The sequence below is a fragment of the Micromonospora krabiensis genome, from assembly GCF_900091425.1.
Classification (GTDB): Bacteria; Actinomycetota; Actinomycetes; order Mycobacteriales; family Micromonosporaceae; genus Micromonospora; species Micromonospora krabiensis.
This window is the reverse complement of record NZ_LT598496.1, coordinates 817341-832670: the sequence shown is the minus strand read 5'-3', so window position 1 is coordinate 832670 and position 15330 is coordinate 817341. Positions and strand designations below refer to the sequence as shown.

8 protein-coding genes are annotated in these 15330 nt (G+C 73.2%); 2 read left to right on the top strand and 6 right to left on the bottom strand.

Annotation, left to right across the window (positions count from 1 at the left end; translation table 11 throughout):
* Positions 1–36: 36 nt before the first annotated feature.
* Positions 37–1920 (top strand): AfsR/SARP family transcriptional regulator, encoded by a 1884-nt coding sequence (locus tag GA0070620_RS03650; RefSeq protein WP_091588561.1) that lies wholly within the window; start codon positions 37–39, stop codon positions 1918–1920.
* Between the two features lie 41 nt (positions 1921–1961).
* On the opposite strand, the gene GA0070620_RS03645 is transcribed toward GA0070620_RS03650, so the two are convergent.
* Positions 1962–5294, bottom strand: a complete 3333-nt coding sequence (locus tag GA0070620_RS03645) for a S8 family serine peptidase (protein ID WP_091588560.1) — start codon at positions 5292–5294, stop codon at positions 1962–1964.
* A gap of 138 nt (positions 5295–5432) precedes the next feature.
* The gene (locus tag GA0070620_RS03640) at positions 5433–6650 is read right to left on the bottom strand and encodes an MFS transporter (protein ID WP_091588559.1); all 1218 of its coding nucleotides are present in this window, start codon (positions 6648–6650) and stop codon (positions 5433–5435) included.
* Positions 6651–6975: 325 nt separating this feature from the next.
* Between GA0070620_RS03640 and GA0070620_RS03635 the strand changes: the two genes are divergently transcribed.
* Entirely contained in the window at positions 6976–7704 is a 729-nt protein-coding gene (locus tag GA0070620_RS03635) for a GNAT family N-acetyltransferase (protein ID WP_091588558.1), read from the top strand.
* Between the two features lie 63 nt (positions 7705–7767).
* On the opposite strand, the gene GA0070620_RS03630 is transcribed toward GA0070620_RS03635, so the two are convergent.
* From GA0070620_RS03630 to GA0070620_RS03615, 4 genes are all read right to left on the bottom strand, one after another.
* Positions 7768–11481, bottom strand: coding sequence for a S8 family serine peptidase (locus tag GA0070620_RS03630; protein WP_231922202.1), 3714 nt, complete (start codon positions 11479–11481; stop codon positions 7768–7770).
* Positions 11482–11731: 250 nt separating this feature from the next.
* A complete protein-coding gene (katG, locus tag GA0070620_RS03625; protein ID WP_091588556.1) occupies positions 11732–14008 on the bottom strand; it encodes a catalase/peroxidase HPI in 2277 nt (758 codons plus the stop codon).
* Positions 14009–14031: 23 nt separating this feature from the next.
* Positions 14032–14460 (bottom strand): Fur family transcriptional regulator, encoded by a 429-nt coding sequence (locus tag GA0070620_RS03620; RefSeq protein WP_091588555.1) that lies wholly within the window; start codon positions 14458–14460, stop codon positions 14032–14034.
* 181 nt (positions 14461–14641) lie between these two features.
* On the bottom strand, positions 14642–15301 hold the full coding sequence (locus tag GA0070620_RS03615) for a class I SAM-dependent methyltransferase (RefSeq protein WP_197677538.1): 660 nt from the start codon (positions 15299–15301) through the stop codon (positions 14642–14644).
* Positions 15302–15330: the final 29 nt, after the last annotated feature.

Sequence of the window (15330 nt, the reverse complement as noted above, 5' to 3'; positions counted from 1 at the left end):
GACGTGGCACCTGGGCCCCGGACGGATCACGGCACGATGACCGACCCACTCTCCTTCGCCGTCCTCGGCCCGGTCCGGGCATGGCGCGGCGGGTCCGAGATCGACCTGGGCACCCGGCAGCAGCGGCTGATCGTGGCGTTGCTGCTCGCCCGGGCCGGCGACGCCGTCAGCGTCGCCGAACTCGTCGACCTGCTCTGGGAGTCCGCTCCCCCGCCCAGCGCCGTCAACGTGGTGCACCGCCACATCGGGATGCTCCGCAGACGTTTCGAACCGGGGCTGCCGACGCGAGCCGAGGGCTCGGTGCTCGTCCGCGACGGCGCCGAGTACCGGATGCGGATCGAACCGGAGGCGCTGGACCTGCTGCGTTTCCGGCACCTGGTCGTCCGGGCCGGCGACGCTTCCGGCGAGGCGGCCGTCGAGCTCTACCGGGAGGCGCTGGGGCTCTGGCGCGACCGGTGCGCCTCGGGGCTGCACGTGGACGGCCGGGTGCATCCGGAGTTCGTCGCGGTCGACGGCGAGCGGTTCGCGGCGGTCCGGGCGGCGACCGACGTCGCCCTGCGGTCCGGCCGCGTCCACGCGGTGCTGCCCGCGCTCCGGCTCGCCGTCGCGCACGAGCCGCTGGACGAGGCGCTGCGGGCGCGGCTGCTGCTCGCCCTCGCGGCCGACGGCCGCCGCGCCGAGGCCCTCGCGGTGTACGCCGAGTTCGAGCACCGGCTCGCCGACGAGCTCGGCATCCAGCCCGGTGTCGAGCTGCGCGCGGCCCGGGACAGCCTGCGCGACGGGCGCACCCCGCCGGACGACTCCGGGCCGCGGCACGCCGTCGCGCGGCAGTCGTCGCCGCTGGACCCGGTCGAGACCCCGGCCCAGTTACCCGCCGACCACCCCTACTTCACCGGCCGGCGCGCCGTCCTCGCCGCCGCGCAGAACCTGCTGGCCGCGGACCGGCGCCCCACCGCGCTGGTCGTCGACGGCATGCCGGGCGTCGGCAAGACCACCTTCGCGGTGCACCTGGCGCACCGGCTGGCCGCCCGCTATCCCGACGGCCAGTTGCACGCGGACCTGCGGGGCTTCGACTCCGGCGACTCGGTGATGACACCGGCGGAGGCCTTACGCGGCTTCCTGTGGTCCCTCGGGGTCGCACCGACGGCCATCCCGACCGAGCTGCCCGCCCAGGCCGGCCTCTACCGGACCATCCTGGCGGAGCGCCAGATTCTGGTCCTGCTCGACAACTGCCGGGACTGGGACCAGATCCGGCACCTGCTACCCGGCGCCGGCGGCAGTCTCGTCATCGCCACCAGCCGCCGCCGGATCACCGGCGTCGCCGGCCGGGACGGGACGCATCCGCTGCACCTCGGGCCGCTGAGCGATACCGAGGCCCGCGAGCTGTTCACGCGCCGGCTCGGGGACGCGGCCGCCGACCCCGCCGCCGTTGACGAGATCATCGCGCGGTGCGGCCGGTTGCCGCTGGCCCTGGCGCTGGTCGCCACCCGCAGCGTCGGACGGCCCGGGCTCAGCCTGCGGACCGTCGCCGCCGAGCTGACCGGGGCCGACGGCCGGTTGGCCGGGTTCGGGGACGTCCACGCCGACCTGGAGGCGAGCTTCTCCTGGTCGTACCGGGCGCTGAGTCCCGAGGCGGCCCGACTCTTCCGGCTGTTGCCCCTGCACTCGGATGCGGAGCTGAGCACGGAGGCGGCGGCCGCCCTGGCCGGCCGGTCCGTGCGTTCCGCCCGCGGCCTGCTCGCCGAACTCGCGGCCCACCTGCTGGTCGAGCCCGGCGACGGCCGATGGCGGGTGCACGACCTGCTGCGCGCCTACGCCGTGGAGCTCGGGGAGGAGCACGACGACGGGACCGAACGCGACGCCGCCGTCGACCGGGTCCACGACTTCTACCATCCCCGCGACCGGCTCGGGCGCCGGTGACCCGGACGCGGCGCTCGTCGGCGCCGCGTCCGGGCCCGCCGTCAGTACCGGTAGGCGCGGATCACGGTCTGCTTGACCGTGTTGCCGCCGGTGTCCGTGGCGGCGGCACGCAGCGAGACGAAGCCGCTGCCGGACGGGTTGTCCACCCAGGCGACCGCCTTCTCGCCGGTGCGCTGCACCGGCAGCTTCCGCCAGGTCCTGCCGTCGTCGAAGGACGCCTCGACGGTCAGGGACCTGGTCCGGCCCGGCTCCGCACCGACCTGACGGTCGAGCGAGACCGGGATCGCGAACAGCCGGCCCGCCGGAGCGCGGTTGTCGATGTCGAGCTCCGGGGTGTACCGGATCGCCGTCATCGGCAGCTTGACCAGCTTTCCGTCGGCGACGTGGGCGGACGTGAAGGTCCACTCCGCGTCGACCACGGTCGACAGGGTGAACGCCGGGTCGCTGCGGAAGGTCGCGGCCAGCCGGTAGTCACCCTTCGCCGCGGGCACGTCCCACGTCCAGGGCGCCTGGTTCGCGTCGCCGATCTTGACGCCGTTGCGGTAGAGGTTCACCTGCACGCTTCCGCCGACGACGTGCCGGAAGCCCATGTGTCCCGCGCCGTCGCCGTGCAGCGGCCCCGGACCGCCGATCGTGTCACCCCAGTAGCGGGTGGCGTACTGCTGGCCGAAGTTCGGCTCCGGGAAGACCGGACCGGCCACCGCGTTGGCCCACTTCACCGTGTACGTGCGCCCGGGCTTGAAGCTGGTCCACGGCGACTGGTAGTAGGTGTACCTGGGCTGGGCCGAGGTCGACTGCCACACTGCCTTCTTGTCCTGGTTGTAGTACTCGGTGATCGTGCTCGGCACGTCGTAGGTGAAGCTCGGCGGGATCACGCGGTCGTCGCGGTAGACCGGTGAGTTGCCGGGCGCGTGCGCGACCGCGGTCCGCGACACGGGCACGCCGGCCACATCCGCGCTGATCTGCGAGCGGACCGTGGCGAAGTCGCCCGCGCGCAGCTTGCGGGTCAAGCCGGTCATCATCTTCTCCGGCTCGTACAGGTAGACCCGGTAGACGTACGGGCTGTTGTGCAGGCTGCCGTCCTGGGCCACCTGGCCCCACATGCCGTGCACGTACGAGACGAAGCCGGGGGTCTTGCCGGCCCCGATCTGCGCGGTGCGCACGTGGTCGAAGGGGATGTTCATCAGCACGCCGTACGGGTCGTTGCTGCCCCAGATCTGCGGCTGCTCGGTCCGGATGGTCCAGCCGGACTCCTGGAAGACCGCCGTGGCCTTCGCGTTCGGCACCGACACCGCGATCGGTTTCGCCAGGCGGGCGTCCATGGTGAGGGCCTGATCCCGGGTCAGGTCGAGGGTCGGCCGCACCAGCGAGGTGATCTGCGGGAAGTTCGGGTCGCCGCTCTGCAGGTAGGTCTGGACCAGGTAGCGGCCCGCGCGGATCCGGTAGGTGGTGGCCGACGGGTCGCCGAGCACCAGCAGGGTCTGCCGGTCCAGGTCGGTCAGCACGGTCACCCAGCCCTGGTCGGGCCGGGGCGCGCCGCCGTCGGGCCCGACGAGCTTGAGGTTCAACTGACGGCGGGCGATGTCCAGGGCGACCGGGGTCTGCACCTGCGTACCGCCGCCGGTGGCGGTCACCTCACCGCCGAAGTAGTGGTCGGGCAGGTCGGTGCCGGCCCGCACGGTGACGGTCACGGTGGCCGTGCCGCCGGCCGGGACGGTCACCGAGGAGGTGCTGAGGCCGAACAGGCCGGCCGGTGCCGGAGCGCCGTCGGCGTCCTTGGCCGTGAGCGAGAGGGCCAGGGTGACCGGGGAGGAGCCGCTGTTCGCGTACGTGACCGTGCGCGTCTGCGCGGCCGAGGTCCGCTCGAAGGCGACGCTGGCCGGGTTGGCCGTGACGGTCTGACCGATCGCCCGGGCGACGTCGAGGAAGCCCGCGCCCTGCTCGTAGACACCGATCGTGGCGCTCGGCTTCGCGGCCGCCATCAGCGTGGACTTGATCCGCTCCGGCGTCCAGTCCGGGTGCTGCTGGCTCAGGATCGCCGCCGCGCCGGCCACGTGCGGCGTGGCCATCGAGGTGCCGTTCATGCTGGTGTACTGCGGGTTCGCGTCGTCCGGCCACAGGTCGGAGGCGGAGCTGCGGGCGGCCAGGATGCCGACGCCGGGCGCGGTGACGTCGGGCTTGATGCCGGCGTCGCCCGTACGCGGACCACGTCCGGAGAACTCGGCCAGCTCGCCCGTCTTGGTGACGGCGCCCACGGTCAAGGCCTCGGCCACGCCGCCCGGCGAGTCGATGGTGGACTCGCCACCCTGGCCGCTGTTGCCGGCCGCGACGACGAAGAGCACGCCGTAGCGGTGGGTGAGGTCGGTGAGCGCCGCCTCGATCGGGTCGGTCTCCGGGCTGTCGGTGCCGCCGAGACTCATGTTGGCGACCTTGACGCCCTGCTGCGCGGCCCAGGTCATGCCGGCCAGGATCGCCGACTCCGGGCACCCCTCGATGGTGCAGACCTTGGCGCTGTAGAGGGTCGCGCCGGGCGCCATGCCCCGGTAGCGGCCCTGCGACGCGGCGGCGGTGCCGGCGATGGTGGACGCGACGTGGGTGCCGTGGCCGACTCGGTCGACCGCGTCCGGGTCGGCGGTGAAGTTCTCCGCGGCGGCGACCCGGTCGGCCAGGTCCGGGTGGGTCTGGTCGACGCCGGTGTCGATCACGCCGACCTTCACCCCCGCCCCGTTCCACCCGGCCTGCCAGGCCTTCGGCGCCCCGGTCAGCGGGACGCTGACGTCGAGGCTGGGGCGGCGCAGCCCGTCGAGCCAGATCTTGTCGACTCCGGCCCGCAGCCGCCGCTCGGCTCCGGCGGCGGAGGTGACGGTGTTCCAGAAGGACACCGCGTCGGCGCGGTTCTCCGCGACGGCGCTCAGCCCGTCGAGGTTCCGGGTGACCCGGGCGCCGGCGAGGCCGGCGGCGGTGCCGCTGTGCTGCACGAGCAGCGGCAGGGTGGCCCGCCGGTCGTCGTAGCCGAAGTCGACCAGCGTCGAGATGTCGAAGAGCCGCTGGTCCAGCTTGCCCCGGTTGAGCAGGCCGACGGCGTCGGCGGGGATGACCCGCACGTCCTCGCCGGCGCTGTGGGTGATGAACGGGATCCGCTCTCGCCCCTTGCCCGGCACGACGTCGACCGTTGTCTGGCCGTCGACCGTGCTCACGTGGACGGTGTCGCCGGTGAGCAGGGTGACCGTCCGGGCCTTCGGCGCGACCGCGGGCGCGGTGGTCGGCTTCGCGGCCCGGGGCTGCGCCGACGCCGGCGAGCCGCCGGGGACCGCCGCCGCCGAGACGCCCAGCACCAGCACCGCCAGCGCCGATAACGTACGAACTGACCGCATCTTTCTCCTTGTTGAACACGAGAGATCTCCGGGTGTTCCGGACGTGATCGGCAGGTGAAGGTTCGGCGGGAGTGACCGGAGTCACATATCGGTGGTCACGGGCGAGCGGGTCGTGGGCGGGCGCAGAAGGCCCGCCGGTCACCGTGTGGCAGGGCGGGTCAGGCGCGGCACCAGCACCGAGCCACCCACGAAGAGCAGCCCGGCGACCGACAGCACCGCGCCGACCCACGCCGTCGCCAGGTAGCCGTGGCCCCCGGCGATCACGACGCCGCCCAACCACGCGCCGATCGCGTTGGCCAGGTTGAGCGCGGCGTGGTTCGACGACGCCGCCAGCGCGGGCGCGTCCGGTGACGCCTCCATCAGCCGGATGGTGAGGCTGGCGCCGAGCACCTGGCACACCAGCCCGATCGCGAAGATGAGCAGCACGGCGGCGAACGGTGTCCCGGCGGTGAGCGCGTACAGCGACAGCACCACGACCATGGCGACGAGCGAGCCGATGAGCGTGGCCACCGCCGACCGGTCCGCCAACCGCCCACCGAGCAGCGCGCCGACGGTCATGCCGACGCCGAAGACGGCGAGAACCCACGGCACCGCCCGGACCGGCATCCCCGCGACGTCGGTGAGGGTCGGCGCGACGTAGCTGTAGACGGCGAACATGCCGCCGAAGCCGACGGTGCCGGTGAGCAGCGCGATCCACACGTGGACCCGGCGGAACGCGCCCAACTCCCGGCCGATGCTCGCTCCGTCGGCGGCGGCCACGGGCGGCACCCAGCGCCGGACGGCGAGGACCGTCAGCACGCCGATCCCGGCCACCAGGGCGTACGAGACACGCCAGCCGAACAGCTGCCCGGCGAACGTGACGAGCGGCACGCCACCGATGTTGGCGACACTCAGACCGACCATCACCCGCCCCACTGCGCGGCCCTTGCGGTCGGGTGGGACGAGCCCGGCCGCCACGACGGAGGCGATGCCGAAGTAGGCGCCGTGCGGCAGACCGGTCAGGAACCGGGCGCCGACCAGCGACCAGATGCCCGGTGCGAGTGCGGTGAGGGTGTTGCCCACCACGAAGGCGAGCATGAGCCCGAGCAGCAGCCCACGCCGGGGCACCCGGGCCGCGAGCGCCGCGATGACCGGCGCGCCGACGACGACGCCGAGCGCGTACGCGGTGATGCCGTGCCCCATCACCGGGATGGGCACCCGCAGGTCGTCGGCCATCTGCGGCAGCAGGCCCATGGTGGCGAACTCGGTGGTGCCGATGCCGAAGCCGCCGATCGCCAGCGCGAACAGTGCCGCCCCGACCGGACGACGTGCGCCCGCTGCGTCTTGCCGCGCGGGTCGGACCTCGGTGGCGCTCATGCTGCTGTCTCCGCTCGTCATGGCGTCGCCGCCCGGCAAGGGGACCGGCACTCCACGACGCTGCGGAGGCTGGACTCGGGGCACATCGTGCTCCTCGCGCCACGGCGCCGGCTCGGCGAGAGGTGGCCGGGGTGACGCGAATTACGACCGCGACGCGGACACGAACCCGGGCCGGGAGTACGGGCTCACCGCGCTGCGGGCCGACTCCGTCGCCACCGAACGACCGCGGCCCACCTCGGGACGTCGGAAAGGCCGCCAGGTTCAGCGGCTGCCACGAGTTCTGTATCACTTTGGGTAACGGAGGCGACCTCAATACGATCATGGCATGGAGTCGATCGCAGGCCTGCTCGCCGCACACCGGGCCTATTTCCTCGGCTGGAACGTCGGTGAGACCGGCGACCCGGATCTGATTACGTACCGTAGCGAGGTGCCGCACGCGCCGCTCAACGGCGTCCTGCGCCTCGTCGGACGGGACCCGGCGGAGGCGTTCGCCGAGGCACGCCGCCGCCTCGACGGCGTACCGAGAGTCTGGTGGGTCGGGCCGGACAGCGACGCCGGCACCGCCGACGCCGTGGTCGCCCTCGGCGCCGTGCCCGCCATCACCCTGTCGTTCATGGCGCTCCCGGTCGACCAGGCCGCCGCCGCCCCGGTCCCGGCCGGGTTGCACATCGCCGAGGCCACCGACCTGGACGAATTCGTCACGGCCTACTCACGGGTGTCCGGTATCCCGCCAGCGGGGGTGCCGGCGACCATCGCTCGCGAACGGTCGTTCGACGGCACCGTGGTCCGGTTGGCCGGCCGCCTCGACGACGGCCAGATCGTCGGCACCTCCGTCGCCTGGTTCAGCCACGGCTCGGTCACGCTCCACTACATCGGCACGCGACCCGAGCATCGCCGGCGAGGCATCGGCGCGGCGATGACAGGGGCCGCCCTCGACCTGGCCCGCGAGCGGGGCGTGGCCACGGCCGCCCTCGCCGCCACCCCGATCGCCGAGCCGGTCTACCAGCGCCTGGGCTTCCGCACGGTGGACACGTTCCAGATCTTCTCGTTCTGACCATCCCGACGCCGGGCGCGCCACGGGGGCGGAGCCGCGCGCGGCGGCTCCGCCCCCGGACGGTCACCGGAGGCCGAACGCCCGGGTGATCCGCTGGTCGACGCTGTTGCCCCGGTCGTCCCGGGCCACGGTCCGCAGGGTGACGAACCGCGCGTCGCGCGGGGCGTCGAGCCGGGTCCGCCAGCCGTCGCCGTCGCGCTGCAGCTTGGCGTGCCGCCAGGTGACGCCGTCGTCGTAGGAGACGTCGAGCGTCACCGTGCGGATGGCGGACGCCTCGGTCGCCATGGGCAGGTGCAGCGGGGTGACGATGAGGTCGGCCTTCCGTTTCGCCCTGCCGTCGACGTCGGTGTCGACCGCGTAGTCGAGCTGGATCAGCGACGGGTTCCACACCGTGTCCGGGGCCGGCTCGCCACTGGTGAAGCCCCACTCCGTCCGGGTCTCGGTGGAGTACGGCCCGGCCCAGCCGTCGCGCCGGTTCTCCGACACCAGCCGGTACGGCAGGGGCTCCGGGCTGAGCGGGTTGAGCGAGTTGACCGACAACATCGGCTCGTACCGGTTCGTCTCGGCGACCAGGCGGTCACCCTGGTAGAGCTTCAGCCTGTTGTCGCTGACACCGCCCCACCCGACGTAGCCCTCGTGGCCGGCGCCCGAGTCACCCCAACCCGGGATCGAGGCACGAATGCCGTTGCCCTGACGATAGACGGTGAACGGGGTGAGCAGGCGGGGCCGTTGCACCGGCCCGAACCAGCGTTCCTCGTACACCGCCCCGGCCCGGTACGTGGTCGGTGCCGCCCGCTGCTCCTGCTCGTCCGGGATGGCGACCATCGTGGTCCACGTCCTGCCGCCGGTTACCCACTCGGTGCGCTCCCCGCGCGCCGGCACCTCCACGGGGTCGATCGTGATCGACCCCGTCGCGCCGTCGGCGCTGCGCGTCTCGAGTGCCCGGCCCGGACGCCAGTTGCGGGAGGAGACGTCGATGCGGGCCAGGTCCCGCTGGGTGACCCGGTGGGCGAGGTCGGCCGGCACCGCGCCGTCGTAGTCGCGGACCAGCTCGTAGCTGTACCCGGGCTCGGGCTCGGAGGTGACGTCGAGCCGGACCCGTCGCTCGTTTCGGATCCGGGTGATCAGCTCTTCGCCCTCGTCGCGGGTGAGGGTGGCCACCGTCACCGGCGGTGGGTCGGCCGGGACCCAGATGGAGCCGGGCCACGGCGCGAGCCGCCCGACGCCGTCGTTGACGACGATCAGCAGGCGCGCTCCGGCGGCCGCGGCGGCGGTGGCCTGCTCCGCCAGCGGGACGCCGTCGTTGCGGCGGACCACCACGGCTTTGCCGCGGGCGTTCAGCGCGCCGTAGCGGTCGCCGCTGCCGGAGTCGGCGAAGACCGCGTCGAGGTGGTGCCGGCCGCGCGGCAGCGGTGTCGCGGCGAGCCGCATCCGCAGGTCGTCGTAGCCGTGGCCGTCGGCGGACAGGGTCAGCGTCGGCTGGGCCATGCGCCAGCGGGCGGCGACGGCGAAGCTCCCCTTGGTGACCTTCTGGCCGGTGGGCAGGATCCAGACGCTGTCGTACTCGGGGCCGGGGTACCAACCGGCGACCCAGGGACCGCTGCCGAGGTCGCGGACCAGGCCGAAGCTGGAGCCGTCGAGGTTCGACGGCTGCGGGGTGGCGACGGTGACCCGGCGGGCCTTGGCGGCGTCGAAGACGGCGGTCCGGTCCCGGTCGAGCGTGATCTCGGGGATCGGCAGCAGGCCGAGGCCGCGGGAGTGGGGCCCGTTGGCACCCTCCAGGTCGGTCTTCAACCACGCCGCGTACGTCCCCGCGGGCAGTCGGAAGTCCACGGTGCCGGTGGTGTCGATGTCCTGCGCCGCGACGACGCCGTCCTCCCCGAACAGGACGAGTTCCCCGCCGGTCGGCCGACCGCCACGGTCGGTGGCCTTCAGGGTCAGGCGGTGGCGTACGCCTTCCTTGCCGACGGCGACGGCCGTGCGGGTGCGGACCGCGCCGGCGGCGTCGGTCGCCGTCAGGAAGCCCGAGGTGAGGCGGTCGGCCGGCACCCGGTCGAAGTCGGTGGTCAGGGTCACCGGGGCGGTGCCGTGCGCCGGAACGGTGACCTGCCGGGCCGACGGGGTGACGAGGTCCGCCGGACCGCCGTCGAGGCTGACGGCGAGGTCGAGGGTGACCGGGCTGTCGCCGATGTTCGTGAAGCGGACCTCCCGTGCCACCGGCCCCTCGGGCGCGGTCGGCCACTGCGGGTAGCCGAAGTTGGCGCCGCCGCTGGTGAAGACGGTGGCGGTGGTGGCCGCGGCCACGTCCAGCCGGCCGCTGCCGCCCGCGAACGGGCTGGCGTCCGGCGTCGCCCTGGTGGTGCTGACCAGGGCCTCCTTGAGCTGCTGCCCGGTGAGTTCCGGGTGCTCGGCGGCCAGCAGCGCGGCGGCGCCCGCGACGTGCGGGGCCGCCATCGAGGTGCCGTCGCCGAGCCGGTAGAGGCCCTCGCCGCCGGAGTACTGGGAGCGGGCGGCGAGGATACCGACGCCGGGTGCGGTGAGGTCGGGCTTGAGGGCCTTGTCGCCGACCCGCGGGCCCTGGCTGGAGAAGTCGGCCAGCTTGTCGTCGCCGCCCACCGCGCCGACGGTCAGCGCGGCGTCCGCCGCGCCGGGAGCGCCCACGGTGTACGGGTTGGGCCCGCTGTTCCCGGCGGCGATGACGAACAGCGCGCCGGTCTCCGCGCTGAGTTCGTTGACGGCGACGCTCATCGGGTCGGTGCCGTCGCTGGGGTCGGCGCCGAGGCTCATGTTGACGATCCTGGCCTTCTGGTCGCGGACGGCCCACTCCATCCCGCTGATGATCCACGATTCCTGGCCGGAGTCGTTGTCGTTGAGGACCTTGCCGATGTGCAGCCGCGCGCCCGGGGCGACGCCCCGCTCCTTCCCGCCGGAGGCGGCGCCGGTGCCGGCGATGGTGGAGGCGACGTGCGTGCCGTGGCCCAGGCCGTCCCGCACCGTCTCACCGGGCACGAAGGACTCGGTCGCGGCCAACTGGCCGGCGAAGTCCGGGTGGCCGGTGTCGACACCGCTGTCGAGAACGGCGACGTCGACGCCCTGGCCGGTGTTGCCCGACTTCCAGACCTCGGGAGCGCCGATCTGCGCGGTGCTGTCGGCCAGCGTGGCCTCGACCCTGCCGTCCAACCAGACCTTCGCGATGCCGCCGCCGAGGGAGAGCCGCTTGCCGGCGGTGCGGGCGTTCCCGCCCGCGCCGGCGGTGAGCGCGGACCAGAAGGCGCCGGAGCGGTCCGCGTCCAGCGCCGCGCCCTGGATGCTGTCCAGTGCACGCACCGCGCGGGCGCCCTCGGGCGCCGTGGTCTTCCGCGAGGCCGCCGCGTCGGTGTACGTGACGATGACCGGAAGCCGGTCGCGGTGCGCGTCGTCGTAGCCGTCCGCCAGCAGCTCGGTGATGTTGAACAGCCGCTTGTCGAGCAGCCCGGCGGCCACGTACGGCAGGGCGCCGTCCGGGTAGACGTAGGTGTCCCGGCCCACGCGCTGCGAGGTGAATCCGACCAGCCGGCCTTCGGCGTCGCGCACCTGGGCGCTCAGCCCGCCGTCGGCCGCCTCGGTGGCGCTGACCTTGTCACCCGTGATCAGGGTGACGGTGGGGGTGGTCCCGCCCGGGGCGGGTGCGGCGGCCGGCGACGCGGGCGGCGCCGACTCGGCCGGGGCCGCGGATGCCACAGCGGGCGGGAGGAGCAGTACCGACTGGGCGGCGAGCACCGCGAGCAGTTTTCGCACAGGAAGCCGTGATCTGGGCAAGGCGACACCTCACGTACACCGTCGATGGATTGCCGAGGACCCTAGCAACGGCATATGCCAAGGAAAGTGGCTCAGAGGTGGCGGGTTTACGCCATGTCCTGATTCCGCACCGGGTGGAGCTCCCGCGCCTGACCTCGGTCCCCGTCAGGTGTCCGGCGGGGCCGCCCAGACGGGCGGGCCCCGGTCGATCGTCGATCGACCGGGGCCCGCCGGTTGGCGCAGGTGCTGGTCAGGCGAGGTCGAACCGGTCCAGCTCCATGACCTTCGTCCAGGCCGCGACGAAGTCGGCGACGAACTTCTCGCGCGCGTCCTCGCTGGCGTAGACCTCGGCGAGGGCCCGCAGCTGCGAGTTCGAGCCGAAGATGAGGTCGACCGCGGTGGCGGTCCACTTCACCTCGTCGGTGGCCAGGTCCCGGATCTCGTACACGTGCTCCTCGGACTCCGACGCCTTCCACCGGGTGCCCGGGGAGAGCAGGTTGGTGAAGAAGTCGTTGGTGAGCACGCCGGGCCGGTCGGTGAGCACGCCGTGCGACGTGCCGCCGACGTTGTTCCCGAGGGCACGCAGACCGCCGATGAGGACGGTCATCTCGGGCGCGGTCAGGTTGAGCATGTACGCCCGGTCGACGAGCAACACCTCCGGCTGGGTCTTCTCACCCGCACGCAGGTAGTTGCGGAAGCCGTCGGCACGCGGCTCGAGGACCTTGAAGGAGTCGACGTCGGTCTGCTCCTGGCTGGCGTCGGTGCGACCGGGGTGGAACGGAACGGTCACCTCGGCACCGGCGTCGCGCGCCGCCTTCTCGACGGCGGCCGAGCCGGCCAGCACGATCAGGTCCGCGATCGAGATCTTCGCGGTGCCGGCGGCGTTGAACTCCCGCTGGATGCCCTCGAGGGTCTCCAGCACCGTGGCGAGCTGCTCGGGCTGGTTGACCTCCCAGTTGCGCTGCGGCTCCAGGCGGATCCGGGCGCCGTTGGCGCCACCGCGCTTGTCGGTGGACCGGAAGCTGGCGGCGGAGGCCCAGGCGGTGGAGATCAGCTGGGCGGTGGTGAGACCGGACTCCAGCACCTTGGCCTTGAGGGCGGCGATGTCGGCGTCACCCACGAGCTCGTGGTCGACCGCCGGCACCGGGTCCTGCCACAGCTGGGGCTCGGCCACCCACGGGCCGAGGTAGCGGCTGACCGGACCCATGTCGCGGTGCAGCAGCTTGTACCAGGCCTTGGCGAACGCCAGCGCGAACTCGTCCGGGTTCTCCAGGAAGCGGCGGGAGATCTTCTCGTACGCCGGGTCGACGCGCAGCGACAGGTCGGTCGTGAGCATCGTCGGCTTGTACTTCTTCGACGGGTCGAACGGGTCCGGGATGATCTCCGGAGCGTCCTTCGCCACCCACTGCTTCGCGCCGCCGGGGCTCGTGGTGAGCTCCCACTCGTAGGCGAACAGGATCTCGAAGAAGCGGTTGCTCCACTGGGTCGGCACGTCGGTCCACGTCACCTCGAGACCGCTGGTGATCGTGTCCCGGCCCTTGCCGCTGCCGTGGGTGCTGAGCCAGCCGAGGCCCTGCGCCTCCAGCGGCGCGCCCTCCGGCTCGGGGCCGACGTGGTCGTCGGCGACGCCGGCGCCGTGGGCCTTGCCGAAGGTGTGGCCACCGGCGATGAGGGCGACGGTCTCCTCGTCGTTCATCGCCATCCGGCCGAAGGTCTCACGGATGAAGTGCGCCGCCGCGGCCGGGTCCGCGTTGCCGCGGGGGCCCTCCGGGTTGACGTAGATGAGACCCATCTCGGTCGAGCCGACGCCCTCGGACATCTCCTTCTCGGAGACGTAGCGCTCGTCGCCGAGCCAGGTGTCCTCCGGACCCCAGAAGATCTCCTCGGGCTCCCAGACGTCCTCGCGGCCGAAGCCGAAGCCGAAGGTCTTGAAGCCCATCGACTCCAGGGCGACGTTGCCGGCGAGCACGAGCAGGTCGGCCCAGGAGATCTTCTGGCCGTACTTCGCCTTCACCGGCCAGAGCAGGCGGCGGGCCTTGTCGAGGTTGGCGTTGTCCGGCCAGCTGTTGAGCGGGGCGAACCGCTGGCCACCGTCACCGGCGCCGCCACGGCCGTCCTGGATGCGGTAGGTGCCGGCGGCGTGCCAGCTCATCCGGATCATCAGGCCGCCGTAGTGGCCGAAGTCGGCCGGCCACCAGTCCTGCGAGGTGGTGAGGACCTCGGTGATGTCCCGCTTGAGTGCCTCGACGTCGAGCTTCGCGAACTCCTTGGCGTAGCTGAAGTTCGCCCCCAGCGGGTTGCCCTTCGGGGAGTTGGCGTGCAGCACCGACAGGTCGAGCTGGTTGGGCCACCAGTCCCGGTTGGTGCGCGGGCGACCACCGGTCTTCGGCGTCGGCGAGTCGATCGCCGGGTTCTCGCTCTCGCTGCCGTGCGCGGTCACCGAGTCGTGCGCGACCGGGCAGCCGGCCGCCGCCTTCTTGTCAACGCCCTGCGCGCTGGCGGGGGCGTTGTCCTGGGTGTCGCTCATCTACTTCCTTCCGAACTGGTGGATCACTGGGACGTGCGTGCGGTCGCGCAGTCGGGGCAGGTGCCCCAGTAGACGACCTCCGCCTCGTCGACCACGAAGCCGTGGTCGTCGGAGGCGGTGAGACAGGGGGCCTCGCCGACGGCGCAGTCGACGTCGGCGATCGTGCCGCAGGAGCGGCAGACGATGTGGTGGTGATTGTCCCCCACCCGGGACTCGTAGCGGGCGGTTCCGCCGGCGGGTTGGATGCGCCGCACCAGACCGGCGTCGGTGAGCGCCCGCAGCACGTTGTAGACCGCCTGGTGGGACACCGTGGGGTGGTGCGCCCGCACCATCGCGATCACCGTGTCGGTGTCGGCGTGCGGCCGGTCGCGCAGCGCGGCGAGCACCGCCAACCGGGGTCGGGTCACCCGCAACGAGACCGCCCGGAGCTGGGTCTCGAAGTCGGGCGTCACCCGGCGAGCATAGTCCGCTCTTCTGGAATGAATCAAGTTTTGCCGCCGGCTCGTCCCCGCGCGTCGCGCCTCCCCCTGCCGCGCCGCCCGCACCGCGCAAGCGTGCCGGTCGATCAGCGCCGGCGGGTTACCGCCCGTCGAACCACGGGTGCGCCGCAGCCGAACGCTGCGCACCGAGGCGTCAGTCCGCCACCCGGCGACGGGCCCGGACGACCAGGTCGTGCAGGATCGTCCCGGCCGGACCGTGCCCGACGGAACGGGTCCGGGGCTCCGCCACCTCGATGCGCCACTGCTCCCCGGCCAGGGACCGGGTCACCGAGTCGAGGCCGATCGACGCCGGCTCGGGGGCATGCGTCGCCGAGTGCTGGTCGGCGTGGTCGTGCCCGACGACCAGGAGCGTCCCACCGGGCGCGACGGCGTCGGCGAGTCGGGTGACGAACGCGTCGAAGGGCACGGTGGGGTGCACGTACTGGCTGACCACCAGGTCGTACCGCTGCGGCGGCTGCCAGTCGGTCAGGTCGGCCACGATCCAGGAGACGCGGGACGCGAGATCGGGCGCGTCGCGCTCGGCGCGGAGCCGGGCGTCGTCGACGGCCGTCGGCGAGACGTCCACGGCGGTCACCCGCCAGCCGTGCCGGGCCAGCCAGAGGGCGTCGGCTCCACGGCCGCAGCCCGCGTCGAGCGCCGTCCCGGCCGGCAGGTCACCGACCTCGGCCACCAGCTGCGGGCTGGGCGATCCGTGGCCGCCCGCGTGGCCCCGGTAGTGCTGCTCCCACCACTGCGGGCCGAACGCGGCGTGCTCCGCGCGCTCGGCCCCGTGCTGGTCGTGACGCATACCCATGACTCCCGACTCCCGCCGCACGCCGCCGT